22 protein-coding genes, 9 tRNA genes and 1 rRNA gene are annotated in these 23,902 nt (G+C 48.2%); 24 read left to right on the forward strand and 8 right to left on the reverse strand.

The features are described from left to right. The 11 genes from WFJ73_RS28390 to WFJ73_RS28440 all read left to right on the forward strand — a co-directional run. Window positions 1-109: ribosomal RNA gene (locus tag WFJ73_RS28390) — 23S ribosomal RNA — on the forward strand; the annotation flags it as partial. Window positions 110-233: 124 nt separating this feature from the next. After that, window positions 234-308: transfer RNA gene (locus WFJ73_RS28395), tRNA-Glu, on the forward strand. Between the two features lie 28 nt (window positions 309-336). Beyond that, window positions 337-412: transfer RNA gene (locus WFJ73_RS28400), tRNA-Val, on the forward strand. Between the two features lie 17 nt (window positions 413-429). Beyond that, window positions 430-506 (forward strand) — tRNA-Met (locus WFJ73_RS28405). Between the two features lie 31 nt (window positions 507-537). Further along, window positions 538-614: transfer RNA gene (locus WFJ73_RS28410), tRNA-Asp, on the forward strand. Window positions 615-631: 17 nt separating this feature from the next. After that, window positions 632-707, forward strand: a tRNA-Thr gene (locus WFJ73_RS28415). A gap of 21 nt (window positions 708-728) precedes the next feature. After that, window positions 729-815: transfer RNA gene (locus tag WFJ73_RS28420), tRNA-Leu, on the forward strand. Between the two features lie 3 nt (window positions 816-818). Beyond that, a tRNA-Gly gene (locus WFJ73_RS28425) sits at window positions 819-893 on the forward strand. Between the two features lie 9 nt (window positions 894-902). After that, window positions 903-979: transfer RNA gene (locus WFJ73_RS28430), tRNA-Arg, on the forward strand. Between the two features lie 19 nt (window positions 980-998). Further along, a tRNA-Pro gene (locus tag WFJ73_RS28435) sits at window positions 999-1,075 on the forward strand. 100 nt (window positions 1,076-1,175) lie between these two features. Beyond that, window positions 1,176-2,165 carry a Gfo/Idh/MocA family protein gene (locus tag WFJ73_RS28440; protein ID WP_336776277.1) on the forward strand — a complete coding sequence of 330 codons (990 nt, stop codon included), beginning with the start codon at window positions 1,176-1,178 and terminating at the stop codon, window positions 2,163-2,165. A 55-nt stretch (window positions 2,166-2,220) separates the two neighbouring features. Here the strand turns inward: WFJ73_RS28440 and WFJ73_RS28445 are convergent, their stop codons facing one another. After that, on the reverse strand, window positions 2,221-2,718 hold the full coding sequence (locus tag WFJ73_RS28445; protein ID WP_336776278.1) for an SEC-C metal-binding domain-containing protein: 498 nt from the start codon (window positions 2,716-2,718) through the stop codon (window positions 2,221-2,223). A gap of 186 nt (window positions 2,719-2,904) precedes the next feature. Between WFJ73_RS28445 and WFJ73_RS28450 the strand changes: the two genes are divergently transcribed. The 5 genes from WFJ73_RS28450 to WFJ73_RS28470 all read left to right on the forward strand — a co-directional run bounded on the left by WFJ73_RS28450 (window position 2,905) and on the right by WFJ73_RS28470 (window position 8,163). Next, window positions 2,905-4,143 (forward strand): aminopeptidase, encoded by a 1,239-nt coding sequence (locus tag WFJ73_RS28450; protein WP_336776279.1) that lies wholly within the window; start codon window positions 2,905-2,907, stop codon window positions 4,141-4,143. Window positions 4,144-4,163: 20 nt separating this feature from the next. Then, window positions 4,164-4,439: a YqkE family protein gene (locus tag WFJ73_RS28455; protein ID WP_336776280.1), complete on the forward strand. Its 276-nt coding sequence runs from the start codon at window positions 4,164-4,166 to the stop codon at window positions 4,437-4,439. Between the two features lie 178 nt (window positions 4,440-4,617). Continuing rightward, window positions 4,618-5,241, forward strand: a complete 624-nt coding sequence (locus WFJ73_RS28460) for a ribonuclease H-like YkuK family protein (RefSeq protein ID WP_336776281.1) — start codon at window positions 4,618-4,620, stop codon at window positions 5,239-5,241. A gap of 172 nt (window positions 5,242-5,413) precedes the next feature. Next, complete coding sequence (locus WFJ73_RS28465) at window positions 5,414-6,148, forward strand: metallophosphoesterase (RefSeq protein WP_336776282.1); 735 nt, start codon at window positions 5,414-5,416, stop codon at window positions 6,146-6,148. A 140-nt stretch (window positions 6,149-6,288) separates the two neighbouring features. Next, a complete protein-coding gene (locus tag WFJ73_RS28470; protein WP_336776283.1) occupies window positions 6,289-8,163 on the forward strand; it encodes a HAMP domain-containing sensor histidine kinase in 1,875 nt (624 codons plus the stop codon). Window positions 8,164-8,209: 46 nt separating this feature from the next. Here the strand turns inward: WFJ73_RS28470 and WFJ73_RS28475 are convergent, their stop codons facing one another. From WFJ73_RS28475 to WFJ73_RS28490, 4 genes are all read right to left on the reverse strand, one after another. Then, a complete protein-coding gene (locus tag WFJ73_RS28475) occupies window positions 8,210-8,446 on the reverse strand; it encodes an NHLP leader peptide family RiPP precursor (protein WP_336776284.1) in 237 nt (78 codons plus the stop codon). Window positions 8,447-8,667: 221 nt separating this feature from the next. After that, on the reverse strand, window positions 8,668-8,982 hold the full coding sequence (locus WFJ73_RS28480; RefSeq protein ID WP_336776285.1) for an NHLP leader peptide family RiPP precursor: 315 nt from the start codon (window positions 8,980-8,982) through the stop codon (window positions 8,668-8,670). 83 nt (window positions 8,983-9,065) lie between these two features. Continuing rightward, entirely contained in the window at window positions 9,066-9,998 is a 933-nt protein-coding gene (locus tag WFJ73_RS28485; RefSeq protein WP_336776286.1) for a class 1 isoprenoid biosynthesis enzyme, read from the reverse strand. Between the two features lie 23 nt (window positions 9,999-10,021). After that, the gene (locus tag WFJ73_RS28490) at window positions 10,022-10,732 is read right to left on the reverse strand and encodes a hypothetical protein (RefSeq protein ID WP_336776287.1); all 711 of its coding nucleotides are present in this window, start codon (window positions 10,730-10,732) and stop codon (window positions 10,022-10,024) included. Window positions 10,733-11,062: 330 nt separating this feature from the next. Between WFJ73_RS28490 and WFJ73_RS28495 the strand changes: the two genes are divergently transcribed. Continuing rightward, entirely contained in the window at window positions 11,063-11,629 is a 567-nt protein-coding gene (locus WFJ73_RS28495; protein WP_336776288.1) for a hypothetical protein, read from the forward strand. Between the two features lie 25 nt (window positions 11,630-11,654). Here the strand turns inward: WFJ73_RS28495 and WFJ73_RS28500 are convergent, their stop codons facing one another. Continuing rightward, a complete protein-coding gene (locus WFJ73_RS28500; protein ID WP_336776289.1) occupies window positions 11,655-12,527 on the reverse strand; it encodes an SDR family oxidoreductase in 873 nt (290 codons plus the stop codon). 241 nt (window positions 12,528-12,768) lie between these two features. Here WFJ73_RS28500 and efeO point away from each other — a divergent pair, with 241 nt between their 5' ends. From efeO to WFJ73_RS28530, 6 genes are all read left to right on the forward strand, one after another. Then, a complete protein-coding gene (gene efeO / locus WFJ73_RS28505) occupies window positions 12,769-13,632 on the forward strand; it encodes an iron uptake system protein EfeO (RefSeq protein WP_336776290.1) in 864 nt (287 codons plus the stop codon). Window positions 13,633-13,636: 4 nt separating this feature from the next. Next, window positions 13,637-14,926 (forward strand): iron uptake transporter deferrochelatase/peroxidase subunit, encoded by a 1,290-nt coding sequence (gene efeB, locus WFJ73_RS28510; protein WP_336776291.1) that lies wholly within the window; start codon window positions 13,637-13,639, stop codon window positions 14,924-14,926. 18 nt (window positions 14,927-14,944) lie between these two features. Then, complete coding sequence (locus WFJ73_RS28515) at window positions 14,945-16,768, forward strand: FTR1 family iron permease (RefSeq protein ID WP_336776292.1); 1,824 nt, start codon at window positions 14,945-14,947, stop codon at window positions 16,766-16,768. A gap of 43 nt (window positions 16,769-16,811) precedes the next feature. Then, window positions 16,812-17,024, forward strand: coding sequence for a hypothetical protein (locus tag WFJ73_RS28520; RefSeq protein WP_015842624.1), 213 nt, complete (start codon window positions 16,812-16,814; stop codon window positions 17,022-17,024). Between the two features lie 104 nt (window positions 17,025-17,128). Further along, complete coding sequence (locus WFJ73_RS28525) at window positions 17,129-18,610, forward strand: glycoside hydrolase family 26 protein (protein ID WP_336776293.1); 1,482 nt, start codon at window positions 17,129-17,131, stop codon at window positions 18,608-18,610. Between the two features lie 69 nt (window positions 18,611-18,679). Beyond that, window positions 18,680-19,384 (forward strand): hypothetical protein, encoded by a 705-nt coding sequence (locus WFJ73_RS28530; protein ID WP_336776294.1) that lies wholly within the window; start codon window positions 18,680-18,682, stop codon window positions 19,382-19,384. Between the two features lie 39 nt (window positions 19,385-19,423). Here the strand turns inward: WFJ73_RS28530 and WFJ73_RS28535 are convergent, their stop codons facing one another. After that, window positions 19,424-20,275, reverse strand: a complete 852-nt coding sequence (locus tag WFJ73_RS28535) for a lipase family protein (protein WP_336776295.1) — start codon at window positions 20,273-20,275, stop codon at window positions 19,424-19,426. Between the two features lie 428 nt (window positions 20,276-20,703). Between WFJ73_RS28535 and thrS the strand changes: the two genes are divergently transcribed. Then, window positions 20,704-22,617, forward strand: coding sequence for a threonine--tRNA ligase (thrS, locus tag WFJ73_RS28540; RefSeq protein WP_336776296.1), 1,914 nt, complete (start codon window positions 20,704-20,706; stop codon window positions 22,615-22,617). A 29-nt stretch (window positions 22,618-22,646) separates the two neighbouring features. On the opposite strand, the gene WFJ73_RS28545 is transcribed toward thrS, so the two are convergent. Further along, window positions 22,647-23,816: a magnesium transporter CorA family protein gene (locus WFJ73_RS28545; protein ID WP_336776297.1), complete on the reverse strand. Its 1,170-nt coding sequence runs from the start codon at window positions 23,814-23,816 to the stop codon at window positions 22,647-22,649. Window positions 23,817-23,902: the final 86 nt, after the last annotated feature.

The following is a 23,902-nucleotide window of genomic DNA, read 5'->3' on the forward strand; positions in this document are numbered from 1 at the left end:
ATTTCCCAATTAGTAAGACCCCTTGAAGACGACGAGGTTGATAGGTTCGGGGTGGAAGCACAGCAATGTGTGGAGCTGACGAATACTAATCGGTCGAGGGCTTATCCTAAACAACCCCCAAAAAGTGAAGTTAAGCGTTGCAGCTTATTCCGAGTATTTTTCGGGGACCCCATAATTGACTTAAGGAATCATTATTTCGCATCCAGTTTTCAAGGCGCAAATCTTGAATATAAGGCCCGTTGGTCAAGGGGTTAAGACACCTCCCTTTCACGGAGGTAACAGGGGTTCGAATCCCCTACGGGTCACCAATATTTACCCTAGGGGTAAAAAAAGTATGGAGGCTTAGCTCAGCTGGGAGAGCATCTGCCTTACAAGCAGAGGGTCGGGGGTTCGATCCCCTCAGCCTCCACCATATAAGTTTTGTAATGCCGCGAGGTGGAGCAGTCCGGTAGCTCGTCGGGCTCATAACCCGAAGGTCACAGGTTCAAATCCTGTCTTCGCAACCAATTTTTTTTGGATGTTATCCGAAAGTAGCATGGAGCTGTGGTGTAGAGGCCTAACATGCCTGCCTGTCACGCAGGAGACCGCGGGTTCGAATCCCGTCAGCTCCGCCATTTTTACAAAGCTTTATGCCGGTGTAGCTCAGTTGGTAGAGCAACTGACTTGTAATCAGTAGGTCGTGGGTTCGACTCCTATCGCCGGCACCATCTTTAAAACACAATATGCATGCGGTCGTGGCGGAATTGGCAGACGCGCTAGATTCAGGTTCTAGTGGTGTAACAGCCGTGGAGGTTCGAGTCCTCTCGACCGCACCATATGCGGAAGTGGCTCAGCGGTAGAGCATCGCCTTGCCAAGGCGAGGGTCGCGGGTTCGATTCCCGTCTTCCGCTCCATAATTTTTTGCGGCCTTAGCTCAGCTGGATAGAGCGTTTGACTACGAATCAAAAGGTCAGGAGTTCGAATCTCTTAGGCCGCGCCATTTTTTCTTAATTGAATAACGGGATGTAGCTCAGCTTGGTAGAGCACCTGGTTTGGGACCAGGGGGTCGCATGTTCAAATCGTGTCATCCCGACCATTTCAATTCATTGGAAGTCAGCAGACGTACTTGGTACGTATGGCGGGCTTTTTTTAGTTTATGGACAATTATGAACAACTTAAAGATGAGGTGAGTTCTTATGCTGCGTATTGGTATTATTGGCTCCAACTTTATTACGGAAACGTTTATGAATGCAGCACGTCAGGTAGATAAGGTTGAAGTGACGGCGCTATATTCGCGAACGAAGGAGCGAGCAAAGGCATATGCGGATGCACAGGGCATTTCTCATACCTTTACGGACCTTGAAGCAATGGCGCAAAGCGATCTGATTGACGCGATTTACATAGCAAGCCCGAATTCGCTGCATGCGGAATATGCAATCACTTTTATGAAACATGGGAAGCATGTGCTTTGCGAGAAGCCGCTAGCTTCCAATGCTGCTGAAGTGCAAGCGATGTTTGAAGCGGCGAGGGAGAATAAGGTGCTGCTGATGGAAGCCATGAAGTCGACCGTGATGCCTAACTTTGACGCGGTTCGTGAGAATTTGCACAAGATTGGCAAGGTTCGTACTTTCTTTGCTTCGTTCTGCCAGTACTCCTCTCGTTACGATAAATACAAAGCAGGAGAAGTACTTAATGCTTTTCTGCCGGAATTGTCGAATGGCTCCCTGATGGATATCGGCACATACTGCATATACCCGCTTGTTGTGCTGTTTGGCAAGCCGGATAGCGTCAAGGCAAGTGCGGTTATGTTGGAGTCCGGAGTGGACGGCAAGGGCAGTCTGATCCTGAATTACGGGGATATGGAGGCCATCCTCCTGCACTCGAAGATCTCGAATTCGAATATGCCGGCTGAAATTCAAGGCGAAGCAGGCAATATGATTATCGAGAGAATCAGTCAGCCGGCTAGCGTTCGAATCCAATACCGTGACGGGCGTCCTGAAGAAAGCGTAGGCAGACAGCAAGCGGATAATTCCATGGTATACGAGATTCAAGCATTTGCCGAGCTTATTGAGCGTGGAGAGCTTGAGTCCCCGGTTAACTCCTATGCCAACTCTCTGGTTGTTATGGAGATCATGGATGAGGCACGCCGCCAGATCGGGCTTGTATACCCTGCGGACAAGAAGTAAGCTCATAAAAAAAGCAGGCTGTTCCGGATGAGAAACTCCGAAACAGCCTGTTCGATTATTGAGCAACCGCTTCTGGGGTTTGCTCGTTTTGCTCCAGCTGCTGCATAAGGAAGCCGGAAAGCTCCTGATAACGCTTAGTGATCGTAGCAGCGGATACTTCATATTTCTCGGCAAGATCGTTTTTGCTCTTACCGGACTCGGTAACCTCACAGACCATATATTCCAACGCCGCACAGAATGCGCCGGATTTGCGATACGATGGTTTCGTCATATTCGTGAAATCATGCCAGATCATAACGGCCATTGCGATATGGTTAGGCTTGTAATCCTGTTTCATGGAAGCAATAAGTTCATGCGCCAGTTCTGCATATTGCGGATTAGCCCACGTGGATTCGTGGTCAACCAAGTGAACCAGTTCAGCTTCTGTAAAATGACGAATTGCATTGGAGGCTTTGCTTGTTCTAGCCGATTGTTCGTCCTTCGACATGCAGCACTTTTTATATTTCAAGCCGCTGCCGCAGTGACATTGTTCATTTCTACCTAGTTTAGACATAAGAGCTCCTTCGTGCGAAAATCTTTTATGCAAGAGTACATTCCTATATAATAACATAAAAAGAGGTATGGAAAAACGAAAAGCCTTCATTTTCCATTCTTTTCGTCTGGGGTAATTATTTTCATACGCCCGGGACAAGAAGCAAAGAATAGTTATTATACATATCTAGAAAGGTGTGAATGAGCGATGACAAACGTTGCATTCGTTAGCAATTTAACCAAGTACGCTGAACTAATCGTTCGAGTAGGCGTTAATGTACAAGAGAACCAAGAGGTATTTATTACAGGGGCTATCGATCAAGCTGACCTTGTACGACTTGTTGCCGAGCAGGCCTATTTGGCTGGGGCAAGCAATGTCCACGTCGACTGGACGGATGACACATTGTCCCGCCTCAAATACGAGAAGGCTGCCGATGATGTCTTTACCCGTTTCCCGGAATGGGAGACCGCCAAACGGAATTCCTTCGTGGAGCGTAATGCCGTATTTATCTCCATCGTTTCTTCGAGCCCGGATCTGCTGTCCGGCATAGACTCGCAGCGTATTGCCAACTACCAGAAGGCTGCTGGCCAAGGCCTGCAAGCATTCCGCAGAGCGGTTCAATCCGATAAAGTCAGCTGGACCGTTGTAGCCGCGGCCGGTAAAGCATGGGCTTCCAAAGTATTCCCGAACGTTAAAGAAGAAGAAGCCGTCAACCAGCTTTGGGAAGCGATCTTCAAGGCGGTTCGTCTCCACTCGGAAGACCCGGTGAAAGCATGGGAAGAGCATAATGCTACGCTTCATTCCAAAGCGCAGGCGCTCAATGAGAATCGTTTTGTGAAGCTGCATTATACGGCTCCTGGAACGGATATGACTATCGAGCTTGCGGATAAGCATATTTGGGTTGCTGCAGGCAGCGAAAACCAGAACCATGTTTCTTTCATGGCTAACATGCCGACTGAGGAAGTATTTACCGTGCCGCAAAAGAACGGGGTAAACGGTTATGTATCCAGCACGAAACCGCTTAGCTACGGTGGCAATATTATCGATAACTTCAAGATTACGTTTGAAGCCGGCCGAATCGTGAAGGTAGAAGCTGAGCAAGGCCAGGAAACTCTTCAAAAGCTTGTTGATACAGACGAAGGCTCGCATTACTTGGGTGAAGTTGCGCTAGTGCCGCATGAATCGCCGATTTCGCAATCGAATATTTTGTTCTATAATACTTTGTTTGACGAGAATGCATCGAACCACCTGGCAATTGGCAGCGGTTATGCGTTTAATATCGACGGCGGGAAACAAATGTCTCCGGAAGAGCTGGCCGAGAACGGCGTTAATGCCAGCATCACGCATGTTGATTTTATGATTGGATCCGCGGAGATGGATATTGACGGCATCAAAGCCGATGGAACAATCGTGCCGATCTTCCGCAAAGGGAACTGGGCATTTTAAGAACGGTAGGTGAGGATGAAATGGCGAAGAAGAAAAGAACGGCACCTGCTGCGAGCCACAGGGCGAACACAAGCCCTCAGCAGGAGCAGGGAACAACGTTAAAGGATATCCTTAGCGCAGACGTACTGCAGAAGCTTAAAGCCCAATCTGACGAGATGAAGGCGGCTGAGGAGCAGCGGAAGCAGAAAGCGCGGACGGAGGCCGAGGAGGCCCGCAAGAAGGAACAGAAGCGCCTGGAGAGCGATATGAGCTATCTGCTGGAGAACAGCAAGCTGGATTGGCGGAAATATAAATAAGTGCAAGGAAGAGGCCTCTAAGCCGCGAGACATCGCGGTTTAGAGGCCTTTTCTTTTTTTGGGTAAGGCAGAATCGTGCTTGTCATCATATAACTATTAATAATAATATACAACTCCTTTTGCATAGGCATGGTATAGAAGTACGGGATTTAGGCGATTGCTGAGAGAAAGGGCTGAAATGTACATTGTACAGGTGACGATGATGAGAAAAAATCTATCGGGTAGCAAGCTCCTTCTTCCGGAAGAGCTGCGGTTCCAGAACGTGACGGAGAGCAGGCTTACGATTCATGAGGTGTATGACCGCATATTGAATTTTATGGCGAGTGATCCAAGGGCGGCGTATCATTTTGTCATTGGGACAGACAGCCAAGGGTTTAACGGATATACGAAGTTCGTAACAGGCATCATTATCCGGCGGATGGGGAAAGGTGCCTGGGCTTGTTACAGGCAGGTTGTTGTCCCGCGAGAGCTGACCTCCCTGAAGGAGAAGCTGACGATGGAAACAGCTTTGTCCCAGGAGGTTGCCTATTATTTCGTGGATGGCGCAATCCAGCGAATGGAAGAGGTGCTGCTGCCATTTGTATACCAAGGAGCTTCGCTTGATTTGTTTATCGATATCGACGCAGGTACGGAGCCAACCATTAATAAGACATCGCTTTATGTAGAAGAGATGATCGACCGGGTAAAAGGGATGGGAACGTATCTGGCAAGGGTGAAGCCGGATTCCTACGCGGCATCGGCTTATGCCAACCGCCATACGAAGAAGCCTGTCCGATTCAAAAAGCGCCAGGGTCTTGTGTAAGTAGACGGCGTTTCTTTTTTTGCAACAATAATGAACAAGGTTTAGCTTAATTCATAGCAGGACAAGTTCTTAAGCAGCCGCAGGCCTTATGGCCTGCGGCTTTTTTGCGTTTCGGAAGGTTTTTTTTCGATAGCTGTAGAATGAAATACGTATAGGGGAAGGATGGGATGTCATGGGAAAGGAAAGGACGCTAGTCATTAGCGATATTCATGGTTGTTATGATGCTTTTAACCGGCTGCTCGAGCGGGTAAATTACGAGCCGGTTAAAGATCAGCTCATCTTGCTTGGAGATTTCGTCAGCAAGGGACCGGACAGCAAGCTGGTTGTTGAACAATCGGCAAGCCTGGTTCGGGAGCATGGTGCCATTGCGGTTCAAGGCAATCACGACGAGCGCTTCGTGGATATTGTCCGCAACAAAACCAAAGAGGCAAGGGAGAAGTTCTTCCGCCATGGCGGCCGTCAGACCGTGTACAGCTATCTGAAGGGGAGCGATATGACGGGAAGCGAGGATGATCTGCTGAACAGGCTCAGAGAGACGGTTCTCGAGCGGTATCCTTATCACGCGGATTTCCTCGAGCAGCTGCCTTATTACTACGAAGATACGCATTTTATTTACGTGCATGCGGGGCTGAATCCGAAATACACGAACTGGAAGGAGCAGCCGAAGAGGGATTTCTTATACATTAAGGATTCGTTCCACAGGGCGGATACGGTCGTTGATAAAGTTGTCGTGTTTGGCCATACGAAGACCGTTGATCTGCATGGCAGAGCGGATGTCTGGTACGGCAAAGGCAAGATTGGAATCGACGGCGGCTGTGCAAGCGGCCTGCAGTTAAACGCGCTTGAGATTATCGGCGAAGAGGTACGGTCATTCTCGGTGCCGGCAAGAAGAGCAGCGATATCATAGTAAGAACCTGGAGCGGAGCGGATATTCCGCTCCTTTTATTTTTAAGATTTTTAATATATAAGAGAAAGGTGAAGGATATAATCGAAAAATGTCGAACTTATGAGTAATAAGAACTATTTTCCAATATTTGAGGTGTAAAGATGAAGGCCATTCTGAAGTATACGATTTTCATTCTATTATCTATAGCAGTCATCACTTCAATAAGCCCCACAATCACCTTTGCGAATGAAGAATCAGCATCGAAAATACGAATTACAGAGTGGCAGCTCCATCCGGGGAATGATGAGGATAACCAGATACCGCCTGCCGATGGCTGGATAACCGTAAGGGAAAACGAGAAGGAGCCTGTGTTGCCCAAAGGGACAAGCTCCATGTGGGTTAAAATTCAACTGCCTGCTAAATCGGATTCACATTCAGGATTGCTTGTTAATAAAGCTTATGCGCAAAATGTTTATGCTTATATTGATGGCAAGTTAGTTTATGAATCGATTAGGGATCACTACTATGACGTAAATAAATTCGTTATTCCTTTGGACGGTCCAATAAATGAAACCCTTTACATTCATCTGGTAAATGAAACAGGTAACATAGGAATAAAAGGTTTTGTGTTTGGCGAATATACAAGTTTATACCGTAATATGCTTTTGAACGATTTACCAGATATTATTTTGGGAGCGGCATTTATTTTTGTAGCTGCAATTATGTTCTTTTGCATGATATTTCTTAAAAAGGTGCATGTATCAGGATGGAAATCACTGAGCCTCATTATTTTATCATTAGGCTGCTTGCTGATTTTGTATTCACCATTTCTATATTCGGTATATGAAGAATATGGATTTTTCTTTGCAACGGGAACGGATTTGTCCATTAATGTATTATTTCCTGCTTTATTCTTCTTTTTAGAAACTATATTTGGAAGAGGAAAGTTCGCACTTGTACGTATAATAAAATATTACGCATTGAGTCTTATAACCTTATCAACTATTGGGTTAGGAATAAATATCGTTACCGATAATGCTTACTATTCGATCTATTATTTATTAACGACAACTCTATTTGCAATCGGCGTAATAGGTGGAGGTATTATTTTTGTCGGTTTGCTAGTCGTTCATAGTTTAAAGAAACAGAAAGATGCGATCATTGTTTCTATTGGCTTCGGCATATTCATATTACTTGCAGTATTCGATATGTTTCAATATTATGCAGCATCAAGAAACTATGAGTTTATTTATTGGAAGTGGGGCATTGTATGCTTTATCCTTTCTTTGGTTATTACTCTTGGTAGGCAGATTGTATTAAGTTTTGAAAAGGTTGTCACTTATTCAAAGCAGCTAGAGATTTTTAATAATGAGCTTCAGCGATCGGAAAAAATGGATATGATCAGTCAGCTTGCAGCTTCAGTTGCACATGAGGTTCGTAATCCCTTACAAGTAACACGTGGTTTTTTGCAGCTACTAGAGGAAAAAAGTATAAGCAACAAAGAAAAAAATTATATGCTCTTAGCAATCAATGAACTTGATCGCGCTTCCGAAATCATTACCGATTTTCTTACGTTTGCGAAGCCTCAGTTAGAACATGTTACTTTACTTAATATAGCGAATGAGTTTAAGCATATAGGCAGCATTCTTATACCTCTAGTAAATTTACAAGGTGGACAGCTAAGATTAGATATTCCAGATCATTTACAGATACAAGGGAATTCATCGAAATTTAAGCAAGCTTTCATAAATATGATCAAGAATAGCATTGAAGCATTAGAAGGCAACGGAGAAATTGAAATAAAGGGATACCGAGATGATCATAAAGTAGTCGTTCATATAAAAGATAATGGAATCGGTATGACCGAAACCGAGCTTGCGAAACTAGGTGAGCCTTACTATTCAAACAAAACTAAAGGTACTGGGTTAGGTCTTATGGTCACCTTTAGCATTATTGAAGTAATGCAGGGAGATATCGTATTTAAAAGCCGTAAAGGAATCGGCACTGAAGTCATTATTACTTTTCCAGCAGCATAATAGAAGAACCCCTCCAATTCTCGGAGGGGTTCTTCTGTATGATCAATTACCAAGTAGGAATCTCTTCATTTGAAGCAGCTTTCATCATCGAAGGTTTAGGAGGGAGGACAAGATAGAAATGCTCTGGCGATTCTTCTACTACACTGATTTCAAAATTTTCTGGAATCTCAACGCCAAAGACGTCCTTGATAGCTGCTTTAGGATCAGCCAACAACTGCTGTTTAAAAGCGTCATCTTCCCAAGCTTTTTGAATAATTTGATCGCGAGTAACCTGATTCGACAAAATAACCCCTCCAAAATATGTAGTAATACAACTTGAGTACTAGAATTATAACATAACAACTAGATAAATTATACTAAAATCTGTGAATTTTCGACAAAATGTAATAAAATATGACTAGTCTGATAGACGGTGTTGTTGATTGATTAGATAACTGCTTTGAGAGGGAAAAATAAAAGGGAGCCAACATCAAAATTTGATGTTGGCTCCCTTTTATTTATAAATTACCAGCTTGGGAATTCTTTAACGTCTTGTTTTTTCATTGCGGATGGCTTAGGCGGGATAACGAAGAAATATTCGTCGGACGATTCTTCTACTACTTTGATTTGCGCAGTAGTAGGAAGTTCGATGCCAAATGTTTCTTTAACAGCAAGCTTAGGGTTAGCTATGAATTGTTGTTTGAAAGCTTCGTCCTCCCAAACCTTTTGAATGATTTGATTACGAATAGCTTGAGGAGAAGTAGTGCGTGTATTAGGCGTCTCGAATTTGTCGAACAGTACAAATGGAGCAGGTGCTTGTTTTAATGCGATGTTTTCCATTTCTAAATCCCTCCATAATATATGTAATAATTTATATGTACAAATAAATTATATCATATAAAATAGGCACATTATACTATTATCTAGGTATTATTCGACAGAATATAGTCGAATCCGCCAGACAACAATGCGGTTTTTGTCACATCTACTTGTTTGGCAAAATAATAAAGATCTTCATAGATGGAGTAACTAAAGTGCAGTAGATGCTTTAATTGCAGGGTGTGATTGGCTATGAAACTGATATGTTCATGACAACTATTTGTATAGTCGAGCAAGATACTTCGATCGTAGATATAGGATTCAACTTCCAACACTTCGAGTGGCGCTTCTTGTTTTTTTATGGCTTTAATCATAGACAAGAGACAATTATAGTTATTATCTTGCAAATCTTCCTTCCAGTCTGCCAAATCATCTGCGAGTTGTAGGAGAACAAGACTATGGTCAACAAGCTGCTCCACTTCTTCGATTTTCTCTGGTTGATTTGCTAATAACAGGGCTCCTGTACTAGCTAGCTTAAGAGGAGAAGCTTTTTTGGCGATCATTAGATTATCCGACATGAAGTAGTCTTCTTTATTTTCGTTTACAACAGTTACTGCCCACTCGTTAACGTATTTCTGCCGATAGTTCCAGAATGGAGATGCTGCTTCAAACATTTCACGAAGAATGAACTCAAACTCGGAATGGAGAAGCTGCGCAAGAGCAAGTTGTTCTTTCCATGCGATAGGAGTCTCATCCATTACGTCGTCTTGCAGGAAGTAATAAAGCATATTGAATACGTTCGCCAATGAAAACTTACGACATTGTTCAACGGGTATGTTAGTGATCTCATTCATCCAATAGGGCAGCAGATAACATATATAGTTTTTCGCACTTTCCTTTTGAAAGACATCAAACTTGTCCAGATAGACTAATCCCTTTTGATTAAATGGAGAAGGAAACTTATTGATTCTTACACGAGCTTCTGAAAAGACTTCTAATAACTCTTCCTTGAATGAATCTAAGTAGTTCCTAGTCATGATGCCCTCCATTAGTTAGTTCATTATTCATCACGCTTCATAACCTCCATCAAAGCAACAATCTTGACGGAGTTGAACTCCTCCGGAGAAAGGCGCGAGAGAAGAGTTTCCTTAATAGATTGCTTCTCTTCCGGCGTCAGGCCGTCCTTTGCTTTATCGGCGAGTCCGGTTAATTCCTTCATGGAGAACTTGCTGAGCAGAAGCTGGGCCGCTTCATCCTTATTCTTCACAACAAGCTGTCCGCCTGTGGACGGCTTGTCCGCCGGCTTTGTATCTTCCTTACCGCCGCTTGCCGTATTGCCAGAACTAGAACCTGATTTATCCGGCTTTACCTCACTTGTACCTTCGGCTTTACCGCCGTTGCCGGCCTCGGTAGAGATAGAGCCTTGCAGGGCTTCTACAGCCTTTTTATCGAAATATTTGGAGTTATCGGCAATGATCTGCTGAACGGCAGGATCCTTCTTGAACGATTCGATTTCATCGGTGGTCAGGATTTGATCGGCCATTTCATTCATCATTTTATTGGATAAGTAGTGGAACCCGATCTTATAACCGGCAAATCCAATGACACCAACGATGACGATGAGGGTCAGCAGCCTTGTCCAAATCATCGTGCTTTTCTTTAAGGGTTTTCTGGAGCCGCCAGGATACTTGATCCAGGTTCTGCCGTCCTTGCTTTTGTACTTTTGAATACCTACTAGACGGAGGGGCGTATTCACCTTTTTGAATTCCATTTGTATCGAAATCTCCTTTTATATCCCAGTTGTAATGTGGCTTATTATACCATATAAAAGTAGATTACTAGAAACCGATCTAGTACCAATTCCTCACCTGTTCATTCGAAAGAACTAGCAGTGAATTAATTTACACTTTCCTGCCTATTTGTTAAGTTTTGATTGAGAAATGCTAATATTTCCATTAAGATAGGGGAAACACTAGGTAAATTTTCCAGAACAGGACCAAGGTCGTGGATAGGACTGTACCTCAGCAGGTTAATGAAGCCATGGCTCCTGCATTAAAGTTAGATGAGAAGCGTTACTTCTTTAATGTGGAGGTTGTCGGGCATGACAAGGGAGCTGGAGGTTTATGTTGTCTTAACGGACACGGGAACATTATTTACGAGAACGATTAAGTGGTTTACGAAGGATCCGCTTAATCATGCGTCGATCGCGTTTGACAGCGGGTTAAACGAAGTGTACAGCTTTGGCCGGAAAAACCCGCAGAATCCGTTCTTCGCCGGCTTTGTGAGGGAGAATATGCGCGGGCAGCTATTTGCCGAGGCCAGATGCGCCTTGTACCGCTGCCGCATACAACCGGCTGCTTACGCCAAGATGCGCGGCGTTATTGCGGAGATGGAACGGAATAGGGAACTGTACCGGTATAATCTGATCGGGGTTATTGGCCTGCTGTTTAACACAAGGCTTATTAAGAGGGATTACGCCTACTTCTGTTCGGAATTTGTGGCATCGGTATTCGAGAAGAGTGGTGTCCATCTTGTAAATAAATCTTCGTTTCTTGTGACGCCGGGGGATCTAGAGAATACATCCAAGCTGGAGCTTGTGTACGAGGGCAGGCTGCAGGACTTATTAGATAAATGCATAAACGAGGAAATTGGAAAACGCCTTGCGTAATGGCCGCAAGGCGTTTTTGCTTTTTTTAACCGTTTACAACTTCGCCGCCGTTAATATGGATGAATTGGCCGGTCACATAGCTGGAATCCTGGGAGGCCAGATATACATAAGCCGGGGCAAGCTCATACGGCTGTCCGGCGCGTTTCATTGGCGTATCCGATCCAAAGGTGGATACGGATTGCTCATCGAAGGTGGACGGGATAAGCGGAGTCCAGATTGGACCGGGAGCAATACCGTTGATCCTTATGCCCCGTCCCGCCAGGTTGGTTGCAAGCGCTCTTGTAAAAGAGACGATGGCGCCTTTGGTAGCGGAATAATCAATTAAGGTCGGATTGCCTTTATAGGCGGTGATCGATGCCGTATTAATAACGGAAGCGCCTTGCTTCAGATGAGGAAGGGCGGCTCTCGTCAGAAAGAACATGCCAAATACGTTAGTCCGGAAGGTCTTTTCAAGCTGCTTCGCCGTAATATCTTCAAGCCGCTGCTGCACATGCTGCTCGGCTGCATTATTAACAAGAATATCCAGCTTGCCGAAAGTCATCACCGTCTGCTCAACGGCATTACGGCAAAATGCTTCATCCCCGATATCTCCGGGAATTAACAGGCAGCGTCTTCCGGCTTGCTCGATCTCCTGTTGAACAAGCTTGGCGTCTTCATGCTCATTGTAGTACACGATGCTAACGTCGCAGCCTTCGAGGGCGAACGCGACCGCTACCGCACGGCCGATACCGCTGTCTCCTCCGGTAATAATGGCAGCTTTATTCTCAAGCTTGTTTGCCGCTTTATATTGATCGGTTTTATAGACCGGAAGCGGGTTCATCTCGGATTCTATACCTGGCTGATGATTCTGATGCTGGGGCGGGAAAACCGCGGTCTTGTTGCTTGATGATTGTGACACAGGGTAAAGCCTCCTTTTCTGGATATCCGTTCTTATCTACTAGTGTGGGATGTTGGAAGGCCTACTATACATTATGCTTGAGCGGAGGCGGAGGAATAGGCGAAAGTCCGTCTATATGCGACATGTGTCTAATAAATGTGCCGTGCTAAAAAAGCTAATTGACAATGATTATCATTGTGAATATACTCATTGGTAGTTCATTACGGAATTATATATTAATTGGATGAGGGGTTAGGGATTCATGAAAATCAAGTTAGCTGCGTTAGTGCTGGCGAGCGCGGTCGTATTTGCGGGATGCGGCTCGAACAATAACAATGCGGATAATGCTAAAGAGGCTGCCGCGAATACAACAAATACAGAGCAATCGGCACCGAAGGTGGAGAACTGGGATGAGATCACCGGCCAATACCGCCAGTATGCTCTCGATCAAACCGATAAGCTGGTTGCCGAAACCGATAAATTTGTTCAAGCGGTGAAGTCCGGCGATGTAGAGACGGCGAAGTCGCTGTACGCGCCAACCCGGATGTATTACGAGAGAATCGAGCCTATCGCGGAAGCCCTTGGCGATCTGGACCCTAATATCGATGCCCGCGAAAATGATGTAGAGGAGAAGGACTGGCGCGGTTTCCACCGCATCGAGCAGGCGCTTTGGGTGAACAACGCAACTGCCGGCGCGGAAGATTATGCTTCCCAGTTACTTGACGATACGAAGACGCTTCGTGCCTTGATCGAAACGGTAGACGTAGAACCTAGCCTGCTCGTAACAGGAGCTGTTGAGCTGCTAAACGAAGTATCCTCTTCGAAGGTAACCGGCGAGGAAGAGCGCTATTCGCATACGGACCTATATGATTTTGCGGCTAACGTGGAAGGCGCGAAAAAAATCTACGAGCTGCTGAAAGCCGAGCTGAACAAACAGGATGCTGAACTGGAAGCGCAAATCGGCACAAGCTTTGACAACCTGGAGCAGGCACTCGCAGCGTATAAGAGCGGGGACGGATATGTTTCTTATACCGATCTGAAAGAAGAAGATACCAAGAAGTTGAGCCAATTGCTTGACGCATTAGCTGAACCGTTGTCCCAAATGGGAACGATTCTGGGAGCGTAATGAGATGACAACAGACAACAAGGATAACCAAGCTGGAGACAGCATCTTGGAGAAACCGATCAGCCGCCGGGATATTTTGCGGCTGGCCGGTGTTGGAGGCGCCGGGCTATTGCTTGGCGCTTCAGGCGTTGGAGCGATTTTCGGAGCAAAAGGCAGCGCCGTCTCCGGCGCAGCCAAGCCGAGCAGCGAGGACAGGATAGAGTTTTACGGCAAGCATCAGGCGGGTATAACGACACCTGCGCAGGACTTTCTGATGTTCGCTGCATTTGATCTGACTACGAATTCGATTGACGACGTGCGCAAGCTGTTCAAGGCATGGACGGAAGCTTCCGCGTCCATGGCAAAGGGCGAAATGATCGGGGAGGTAAACGATAATCGGCATCTTCCGCCTGCCGATACGGGGGAAGCCGCGGGGCTGAATCCTTCAAAAACAACGATTACGTTTGGCGTAGGACCGTCCTTTTTTGACTCGAGATTTGGTCTTGCCTCCAAACGGCCGGCTGCGCTTGTGGATTTGCCAGCCTTTGGCGGCGATGAGCTGCGCGAGGAATGGTGCGGCGGCGATGTTGGCGTTCAGGTGAATGCGAACGACATGCAGACTGCCTTCCATGCGATCCGCAATCTAGCCCGCATCGCAAGGGGCAAGGCGGTGCTGCGCTGGACGCAGGAGGGTTTCCAGCGTACCGGCGGCGCCGATCCGAAAGGAGCGACTCCGCGCAACCTGATGGGCTTTAAGGACGGTACCGGCAATCCGGATACGAAGGACGAAGCGTTGATGAACGACGTCGTATGGGCGCAGAGCAGTGATGGCACGCCGTGGATGGCAGGCGGCAGCTATATGGTTGTCCGCCGCATCCGGATTCGGGTGGAAGTATGGGACCGTTCAACCCTTGGCGATCAGGAAGCGACATTTGGCCGGCATCGCGACAGCGGTGCGCCAATCGGCTCCAAGAACGAGTTTGATTCGGTGGACCTCGCCAAGAAGGATGAGAAAGGGAAGCCGCTCATCCCGGTAAATTCCCATGTCGCGCTGGCGCGGGGGAATGGCTCGGTCAAAATCCTCCGGCGATCCTATTCCTATTCGAGCGGCATGGATAACCGGACAGGGCAATTTGATGCAGGACTCTTATTTATTTGTTACAACCGCGATACAAGAAAGCAGTTTATTCCGATGCAGCAGAAGCTTGGACAGATGGATGCCTTGAATGAATATATCGTTCACAACGGCAGCGCCTTATTTGCCTGCTTCCCTGGCGTACGCGAAGGCGGCTATATCGGCGATACGTTATTGTAGAAGGGAGAATGACTAGATATGGCTGGACAACATCAACCTAAAGCTCTAATCTCCCGGGTATTGCTGCTCCTAATTGCGGTATGGATCGGGACGTTTGCTGCAGCTTTAACGATTAGCTTCAACAACACCGCTTATGCTGCCCAAGCGTCGTCGTCCGAACAGCTGGGCAAGCTGCTGCCGCTTGTTGGCGGCGCTCTTGCCGCGGCGGGCGAAGGTGATTGGCAGGATGCCAAGGAGCATATCCGGCAGGCGAGCGAGAGCTGGGAGCAGCTCAAGACCGGGTCGAAGGCAGACTCTGCCGATGTATCCTCGGCCATTGCTCACGCCACGGAAGCGTTGGAGCAGGCGGCAGATAAGCCGGATGAAGCGAAGACCGCTCTATCGTCGCTAGCGAAAGCGATCAATACGTTTGTGAAGAGCGAGAAAGCAGCCGAGATGCCGGCGCTGTCCGGGAAAGACGCTGCCGCAAGCCTGCTGCCTCTGGCGGAGAAGCTGCTTAGCAGCATTGAGGCCGGACAATGGGAGCAGGCGAATGCCGCTTACAAGCAAATCAATGACGGTTGGCCGCCGATTGAGCAATCGATCCGCAGCGAGAATTTTAACGTGTATGGCAAGCTGGAGACGAGCATGAGCATGATCCGGATTGCCCTGCAGGCTGAACCTCCTCGTGCCGAGGATGCCAAGACCTATACAACAAACCTGATTACTCTTATCAACGACTATAAAGACGGGAAAATCGCAGCGGTAAGCACGGATTCCGAAGGGCTGACAATTGCGGATTTAATCGCGATACTAAATCAGGCTTCAAAAGATATTGCAGCGAACCATTTTGCCGAAGCAAACGGTCAGATGCAATCCTTCATCAGCAGTTGGCCTGCAGTTGAGGGCCAGGTGTCAATCCGGTCCGCCTCGGCTTATCAGAACATCGAGATCAAGATGACCGATGTGTCCAAATACCTGCTTGCTTCCACCCCGTCGCCGGATAAAGCGGAAGCGGTTATTGAAGAAATCCGCAGTCAACTCGAACCGATGACGGCCGAGGCCAAATATACGGCATGGGATGCCGGAATGATTTTGCTGCGGGAAGGACTCGAGGCGATTCTTGTTCTGGCGGCGTTGCTTGCTTATTTGAAACGCACGGACAATCAGTCCAAAAATGTCTGGGTATGGTCGGGCGTATGGACGGGATTGCTCTTGAGTATTGCCTTGGCCGTACTGTTGACTACGGTCATTGCCGAAGCAACCGCGGGCAGCGCGCGGGAAGCGATGGAAGGGATTACGGGACTTGTATCCGTGCTTCTGATGCTTTCCGTGGGCAATTGGCTGCACAAGAAATCGAATCTGCAGGCTTGGAACAAATTTATCGATGACCGGATGGGCAATGCGCTTGCCAAGGGAAGCTTATGGTCCCTCTTTATCGTCTCGGGTCTCGCGATTTTGCGGGAAGGCGCGGAGACGACAATTTTCTATATCGGCATGGCGGGCTCCATCGATCCTATTCAGATGATCCTCGGAATTGGAGTCACGTTCCTCCTGCTCTTGATTATCGGTTTTGCGATCATCCGATTTAGCGCGAAGCTGCCGATCCGGCCGTTTTTCCTTACGGCTTCGGCTCTGATCTATTACCTGGTGGTCCGTTTCCTTGGGGAAAGCATTCATTCGCTTCAGGTCGCTTCATGGCTTCCGGCGCATTCCTCGGAATCGCTTGCCACCATTGGTTTCCTGGGCGTATACCCGACGTGGGAGACAACGATTCCGCAGCTGTTCGTGCTGGCGGTTATATTAACAAGAATCGGAATTGTGCAACTTCGCAAAGTCCCGGCCAGGGGGCTTGCCGATTGACGTTTCACTTGATATGCTGAGTACATTAAAGTGAGGTGATCATATGTCCGCCAATGAACATAACGAGGTTCAAGCTGAGGCGCCAGCGCAAGCCAAGCCGCTTACACAAGCTGAGCGCGCGAAGCAGCTTCTTGCTCAGAAGAAGCAAGGGCAAAACGGAGCAGCCGGTCAGAAGCATCAATCGACTTCTACGCAGGCTATGAAGAGCCAGAATACGAAGAAAGTAAACAACCAGCGCAAAAAAATGGGTGTTTAATAAAAACATGCAGGGGCTGTCTTTAACTAGTCAATTCGGGACTAGGCAAAGGCAGCCTTTTTTCATAGCGATACCCAGCCCAAATACGTATAAATGCCGCCACTTTGCCTCATCCTTGGAATAGAGAAGAGGAGGAGGTTCCCCTGCTGAGCTATTGGTTAACGCATCGCCGCAAGCTGCCAGGCCTGATGCTCGTTTGCGCTCTCATCGTCATGCTGGAAGGGGCGGAAAGCGCTGCTAGAAAACAGAATCCGCTTGCTAATCCAAGCACCTATGCGGCTGCCGTTCAAGTGGAAGAGGCACGTTATTCGGAATGGACCATTCATGTCTCATCCTCGCATCCGAATTATCGGCTGGGCAAAGCCGAGCCGGTGTCCGGAGCCTATCTAGGCGCCTATGTTCTGCAGAACTCAACCATCCATAACAGTATGACGGAGTTCAATAGCTTAGCAGGGAAGCAGCATGCCAGCTTTTTTAAATATGTCGGTTACGGAGAGCCATTCCCGGCGGAGTGGGTGTCCGAAGTAAAGGAAGCGGGTGCATTCCCCCACATTGCATGGGAGCCCAATGACGGGCTGGCTAAGGTGAAGGATGATGCTTACCTGCGGACATTTGCCGAAGCGGCGCGCAAGGCAGATGTGCCCATTTTTCTGCGTTTCGCATCCGAAATGAACGGAACCTGGACGAATTACAGCGGAGATCCGGACCTCTATATCAAGACTTGGAGAATGGTTCATGACGTATTCGAGAAAATAGCCCCGAAAACGGCCATGGTCTGGACCGTGCTTAATGTGCCGGAGCGCCCGATTGACGCCTATTATCCGGGTGACAATTACGTAGATTGGGTAGGAATCAACGTCTATAACGTAAGATATCATAACGGAGATATCCAGCAGCCGTCGGATTTCGAAGATCCGCTTCAGATGATGGATTACGTATATAACCGGTTCAGCAGGACTAAGCCGATTCAGCTGTCGGAATATGGCGTTACCCACTATACGGTGACCGACGGGGTAAAGGATAACGCATTTGCCATTGCGAAAATCAATCGTCTGTACTCCAGCCTTCCCAGGCTTTATCCAAGGGTTAAGGCTGTCTTTTATTTTGATGTGAACAATCTTGCAGAATATAATGAGGTACGGCGTATTAATGATTATTCCATCACGAATGAACCTCGGATCATTGAAGCCTACAGACGGGCGACAGCCAGTCCTTACTATTTGAGCCGTTTAGAGGATGACTTTGGAAGCGGGACTTCCGCAATCGTAAACCAGCCGTTTACGTACCGCGGTCATATATTCAAGCTGGACGGAGAGCTGTATGTGGACGAGGATTTCTTCAGCCGCATCCTCCAGGCGGACGTGAAGACCATGAAGGACGGAACAACCCAGCTAATCCGATGGGACAACGGAATACCAAGAATGGCGCAGGTTCCGTTCGTTTCGCATAAAATATGGAGCGGTTACAAATTGAACGGCTTCATCCCGTTATGGCGGGACATAAAAGCTCTCCCCCTTGTTCTGACAGCTAAGGAGCTGGGCTACCAAATCAGCTGGAATGGAATTCACATCTACATGGAGGAATGAAACCGCTTATCCCCCCGCATAATGAAAGTACACAATTCCATTAACACAGCATGAACGGAGGGATGAATCATGACAGCGATCAGCGGCTCGCCTATACGGATTTACTTGCTGGCTGGCGTTGCTACAACCAAAGGCTATTTTGATGAGTGCAGGAATCAGCTTGACCGGATATTTCGGGTGGATGGCCGCGAGCCCATCATTCATATTCTGCACCCGTATGGAGATGTCAGCCGCAATCTGTACCGGCAAATTGTTGAAGTCGGCACGGATCTCACCAACCGCTTGTCCATAGGCCGGATTGGCGGGCGTGCGGCATTCCAGCAAGTGAAGGAAACGATGAAGAGCGAGGAGGAGCCAATCCTTTTTATCGGACATAGCGGGGGTGGGGCAGCAGCCTATCAGGCGGGAAAAATGCTGCATCAGCAGCGTCTGAATCGGAATTTCCGGATTGTTCAGGTGGGCTCGCCTCGTATTCCGATTCATCCTGAGCTGCGGGATAAGGTATGCTTTCTTCATTCCGTTGATACGGAAGGAAAACTCACCGATCCGATCAGCCGGATCGGCACTTGGGGAGGATGGTCGGCAGAAGGGGCAACGGTGCCTCGCTGGAACCGGTTCAAATATTCTCCGTCTATTGTGGAAGGGATTCCGTTAATCGGCGGACATGCTCATTATTTCTGTCATCAGACTCCTTATGTGGATCAGAATTCGGTATGCAATTTGGATAAGACCATTAATCGGGTACGGAACTGGCTCCTTCAATCCTGGACCTGAAAACGCAAAAAAACTCCGCAGCTTTGCGGAGTTTTTTGTTCAAGTTAGCGGGCACCAGCCGGGCGGCTCCGAGCAAATCGCTTCGGCGAACAGCGGCTCCTCGCCGCATAAGTCGGCAAAATAGCTGCTCAGAATATGGTTGCCGGAGACCGAGCCCATCCGGAAGGCGCGTTTTACCTCGCCTTTGACATGCATATAGAAATACGTTTTCTTCGTATCCGGAGACTGATAAACAAGCGGAGGCAGATGGGGAACGATATCGTATTCGTTTTGGAGACGCCAATGCGTCTCTACCGTATTGTTATATAGCTTGACGAAGCGCGTATCCCCGACTCTTGGAGCGCCAAAGGTATAGACGATGGGCGCGGTAAAAGGCGTATTGACGGCGATATCGAGCGCAGCCAGGGTGGCAAGCGCTCCGCCTAAACTATGGCCGGTAATAAATAACGGTTTTTCAACGGGAAGCTGTCCGATCAGATCAAGCACCTGCGAGCGGGTTGATGTATAAATGTCGGTAAAGCCTTTATGGGTTTGGCCGGCATTTTTAACGGGACGGTATGTTGTCTGTTGGGCAATAAAATCCGATACCCAGTCCACGGCTGAACCGGAGCCCCGGAAGGCCAGAACGGAAGAACGGTCCGATTGCAAGACAAAGCCAAAGCGTTCTTCGGTATCATCATAGGCTTTAGCAGAGAAAGCCCCTACTAATTCATACCCTCGGGGGACAAGGAAAAGGCCGTCCTTGTTCTCGAATTGTGAGTAAGTCTGTCCAGCAATACCGGCAAGAAACAGGGCGATGCGGAGATCGAATTGCTGCGGTTGGCCTTGTCTCATAGGCCTTGGCAACGCCGTTGTCGTATTTGCATTGGACCTTCTCGTTGTTTTTGCCATATACGGATCCCTCCGCTCTTATCTTGGGCTGGTTATGTATACTATGTCTGGGCGCTTGTATGGGGAACCGATTCCTCTTGACTTTTTGAAATAAAACATTGTAACATGATAGAAATTTCATATGCAGGCAATGACCAAAGACATGATCTCCTTCCCTAGATCCGCCCAGAGAGAGAAGCCCCGGCTGAAAGCTTCTTCGGTGAAAGATCGGGATTACCGCTTTGCAGCCGTCACCTGGAACCCGCAAACGATTTGCGGCTGTACATGTAACCGACTGATCCCCGTTAACGGATTCCAATGAGCATCGTCGCGCCGGTAACGCGCGGGATGGAATTAGGGTGGAACCACGAGCTGAACGCACTCGTCCCTTGCAGGGAGAGCTGCGTTTTTTTGCGTTCAAAAAATAAGGAAGAATTGGAGGAGCAAAAATGGAGATTCAAGCTGTTTGGCCAGACGGAAGCATAAGGAGGGTGTTGCAAGGCACGACCATTGCGCAGGTAGCGGAATCAATGGATGCCGATTGGAAGAAAAGAATAATAGCGGGGGCAATCAACGGCACGATTGCCGATCTTGATGAGCCGTTTGGCGATGGCAGCCGAATCGACATGATTGCTCTGGACAGCCCGGAAGGGCTTTATATATCCCGGCATAGCACCGCTCATGTGTTAGCGCAGGCGATCAAACGGCTGTACGGCAGCGAAGCGGTAAAGCTGGGCATTGGACCGGTAATCGAAGACGGCTTTTATTACGATGTAGACCTTGCTCATACGCTTTCGACGAAGGATCTGGAAGCCATAGAGAAGGAAATGCGGAGCATCGTCAAGGAGAATTTGCCGATCAGGCGGAGGGTTGTATCGCGGGAGGAGGCGCTGGCTCTTTTCGAAGAAAGAGGGGAGCCGCTCAAGCTGGAGCTGATTCGGGATTTGCCTGAAGGAGAAGTAATCCGTATTTACGAGCAAGGGGAATTTGCGGATCTGTGCCGTGGGCCGCACTTGCCTTCAACCGGCCGCATCAAAGCCTTCAAGCTGCTTCACGTGGCAGGTGCTTATTGGAGGGGCAATTCCGACAATAAGATGCTTCAGCGCATTTATGGTACAGCGTTTCTCAGCAAGACGGAACTGGCTGACTATTTGTACCAGCTGGAGGAAGCGAAGAAGCGGGACCATCGCAAGCTGGGCAAAGAGCTGGAGCTGTTTATGTTTTCGGAGGAAGCGCCGGGGATGCCGTTTTACCTGCCCAAAGGAATGGCGATAAGGACTGCGCTGGAAAACTTCTCCCGGGAGCTGCTTAACCAGAACGATTATGAAGAGGTCCGCACGCCGTTTATGATGAATAAGCGGATGTGGGAGCAGTCGGGACATTGGGAGCATTACAAGGACAACATGTATTTCACTAAGGTTGATGAGTCCGAATTTGCATTAAAGCCGATGAACTGCCCGGGGCATATGCTGATCTTCAAGAACAGTCTGCGTTCCTATCGGGAGCTACCGATACGACTGGCGGAGTTCGGTCAGGTACACCGGCATGAGCTGTCGGGGGCATTAGGCGGCATGATGAGGGTGCGCACTTTCTGCCAGGATGATGCCCATCTTTTTGTCCGTCCGGATCAGATTGAAGGGGAAATCGGCAAGGTCATGAATTTGATCGGCGAGGTGTACAAGGTATTCGGGTTTGCTTATACCGTCGAGCTGTCGACCCGGCCTGCCGATTATATGGGCTCGGATGAGCTGTGGGATGAAGCCGAGCAGTCTCTAAAGAATGTGCTGGATGCACAGGGAGTGAACTATCGCATTAATGAAGGGGACGGCGCTTTTTACGGGCCGAAAATCGACTTTCATATCGTGGATGCCCTGAAAAGAAGCTGGCAATGCGGAACGATTCAGCTTGATTTCCAGATGCCGGAGAAATTTGATCTGTCTTATATCGGCGAAGACAATAAGAAGCAGCGGCCGGTTGTTATCCACCGCGCGGTTTATGGTTCTCTCGACCGGTTCATCGGTATTCTGATCGAGCATTACAGCGGGGCTTTCCCGATCTGGCTGGCCCCGGTGCAGGCCAAGGTAATACCGGTATCGGAGCATGAGCTGGATTACGCGCTTCAAATCAAATCGCAGCTTATTCAAGCAGGAATTCGGGTTGAAGTTGACGCCCGCAGCGAAAAGCTCGGGAATAAAGTAAGGAAGGCCCAGCTCGAGAAGGTTCCTTATATGCTTGTCGTCGGGAAGAACGAGCGTCTAAGCGGCAGCGTATCGGTCCGCAGACGCGGCGAAGCGGAGGGATCCGTGCAGCAGCCGGAAGAGATCGCCGGAGCGATTGTAGAGGAACTCCACAGACGGAGATAGGAATGGAAAAAAGGCGCTTCCTGACGATGTTAAATCGTCTTGGAGCGCCTTTTGCGTGATAGCTTGGACAGGTGGTTCGATTCAGTCTCCATGCTTTCGCTTCTATCGGTTAACTGTTCTTCGAGCATCACGGCCTGCTTTTTACTTTTCTTGTTCTTATTGGTATCCCGTCCCGTGAGCAAATCGCCGGTCCACCCTTTTCGCCATAACCAGACATAAATCAGGATGGTAATGACAAGGATAACGACGCACATTCCCGCAAAGCCCAATTGATGAGTATCCCACGGAAGCGGCTTGAAGTTTGTTCCCCATAGAGCACCTATAACGGTTGCAGGCGTGAAGATAACGGTGAAAATGGTCAGCGTCTTCATAATATCGTTGCCGCGGAAGCTGGAGAGCGCATCATCCATCGAAATCAGCGTATCGATCTCGAGTGCGTAATGCTTCAGCAGAGATTCAATCCGGTCCAGCTTGTAGGTGGTGCGTTTGAATACTTCCGTATCGGTCAGCGCGTCCATGAAAGCTTCCTGAGCAGCACCGTACAGCTCGCGAATAGGGATAAAAAGATGGCTCCAATGCAATAAATCATAGCGGCGTTCAAAGATGACGTCGAGGAGCCCCGTTCTGTTCGAAATCCGCATGGCCTGCTCTAGCTCGCCTAGCCTTTTTTCAAACCCGTCTAGTCCCGAATGGAACGGTCCAAGCAGCTGCCCCAGCATAATAAAAAACGCTTCGGGAGCGGATGCGCAGTCTTTGAGCCTGGAAGTAACGGAATCATCCTGCAACCGAATCATGAGACGCAGGTCTGTGTGCAGGGTAACAAGCTTATCAACGGTAAGCCAGAAGTGAAAAGGCTGCACATCGGTCATTTCCTCCGAGGCCTGCAGCATCAAGGTGCCCGATACGATTGTACCGTGATTGGCATAATGCGCCACGGTAACCTTATTGACTTGTCTGCCCCAGCACTCGTCCAGCCAGCTTGAGCATTCGGGAAGGAGGCGCTTGCATGCCAATTGTTCTTCAATGTCGTCGTCTGTTACAGGAGGTGCTGTAAATGTCATAGATGCCTTAGACGTTTCCGTTTTTTTTCGATTGTCTTTGCGCTTAGGCAGTTCCTCGGTCATCTCCATCGGAGGCCGTTCCAGCTGAAGCACATGCCATTCCCAGTCGGCGGGATAGCGAAGCATCCGGTGAATCATTTTTTACCTCCTGTTCGTTCCTGTCTAAATTCCGAATTCCATGTCGCTTACTCTTCATCATAACCTGAACGGCTTTCTTGCACAAC

The organism is Paenibacillus sp. MMO-58, from assembly GCF_037146255.1.
GTDB lineage: Bacteria > Bacillota > Bacilli > Paenibacillales > Paenibacillaceae > Pristimantibacillus.

Excerpts from the sequence above, each read along its gene's own strand:
- WFJ73_RS28440 (WP_336776277.1), top strand. The coding sequence starts at position 1,176 with ATGCTGCGTATTGGTATTATTGGCTCCAACTTTATTACGGAAACGTTT.
- WFJ73_RS28445 (WP_336776278.1), bottom strand. The coding sequence starts at position 2,718 with ATGTCTAAACTAGGTAGAAATGAACAATGTCACTGCGGCAGCGGCTTG.
- WFJ73_RS28450 (WP_336776279.1), top strand. The coding sequence starts at position 2,905 with ATGACAAACGTTGCATTCGTTAGCAATTTAACCAAGTACGCTGAACTA.
- WFJ73_RS28455 (WP_336776280.1), top strand. The coding sequence starts at position 4,164 with ATGGCGAAGAAGAAAAGAACGGCACCTGCTGCGAGCCACAGGGCGAAC.
- WFJ73_RS28460 (WP_336776281.1), top strand. The coding sequence starts at position 4,618 with ATGTACATTGTACAGGTGACGATGATGAGAAAAAATCTATCGGGTAGC.
- WFJ73_RS28465 (WP_336776282.1), top strand. The coding sequence starts at position 5,414 with ATGGGAAAGGAAAGGACGCTAGTCATTAGCGATATTCATGGTTGTTAT.
- WFJ73_RS28470 (WP_336776283.1), top strand. The coding sequence starts at position 6,289 with ATGAAGGCCATTCTGAAGTATACGATTTTCATTCTATTATCTATAGCA.
- WFJ73_RS28480 (WP_336776285.1), bottom strand. The coding sequence starts at position 8,982 with ATGGAAAACATCGCATTAAAACAAGCACCTGCTCCATTTGTACTGTTC.
- WFJ73_RS28485 (WP_336776286.1), bottom strand. The coding sequence starts at position 9,998 with ATGACTAGGAACTACTTAGATTCATTCAAGGAAGAGTTATTAGAAGTC.
- WFJ73_RS28490 (WP_336776287.1), bottom strand. The coding sequence starts at position 10,732 with ATGGAATTCAAAAAGGTGAATACGCCCCTCCGTCTAGTAGGTATTCAA.
- WFJ73_RS28495 (WP_336776288.1), top strand. The coding sequence starts at position 11,063 with ATGACAAGGGAGCTGGAGGTTTATGTTGTCTTAACGGACACGGGAACA.
- efeO (WP_336776290.1), top strand. The coding sequence starts at position 12,769 with ATGAAAATCAAGTTAGCTGCGTTAGTGCTGGCGAGCGCGGTCGTATTT.
- efeB (WP_336776291.1), top strand. The coding sequence starts at position 13,637 with ATGACAACAGACAACAAGGATAACCAAGCTGGAGACAGCATCTTGGAG.
- WFJ73_RS28515 (WP_336776292.1), top strand. The coding sequence starts at position 14,945 with ATGGCTGGACAACATCAACCTAAAGCTCTAATCTCCCGGGTATTGCTG.
- WFJ73_RS28520 (WP_015842624.1), top strand. The coding sequence starts at position 16,812 with ATGTCCGCCAATGAACATAACGAGGTTCAAGCTGAGGCGCCAGCGCAA.
- WFJ73_RS28530 (WP_336776294.1), top strand. The coding sequence starts at position 18,680 with ATGACAGCGATCAGCGGCTCGCCTATACGGATTTACTTGCTGGCTGGC.
- WFJ73_RS28535 (WP_336776295.1), bottom strand. The coding sequence starts at position 20,275 with ATGGCAAAAACAACGAGAAGGTCCAATGCAAATACGACAACGGCGTTG.
- thrS (WP_336776296.1), top strand. The coding sequence starts at position 20,704 with ATGGAGATTCAAGCTGTTTGGCCAGACGGAAGCATAAGGAGGGTGTTG.
- WFJ73_RS28545 (WP_336776297.1), bottom strand. The coding sequence starts at position 23,816 with ATGATTCACCGGATGCTTCGCTATCCCGCCGACTGGGAATGGCATGTG.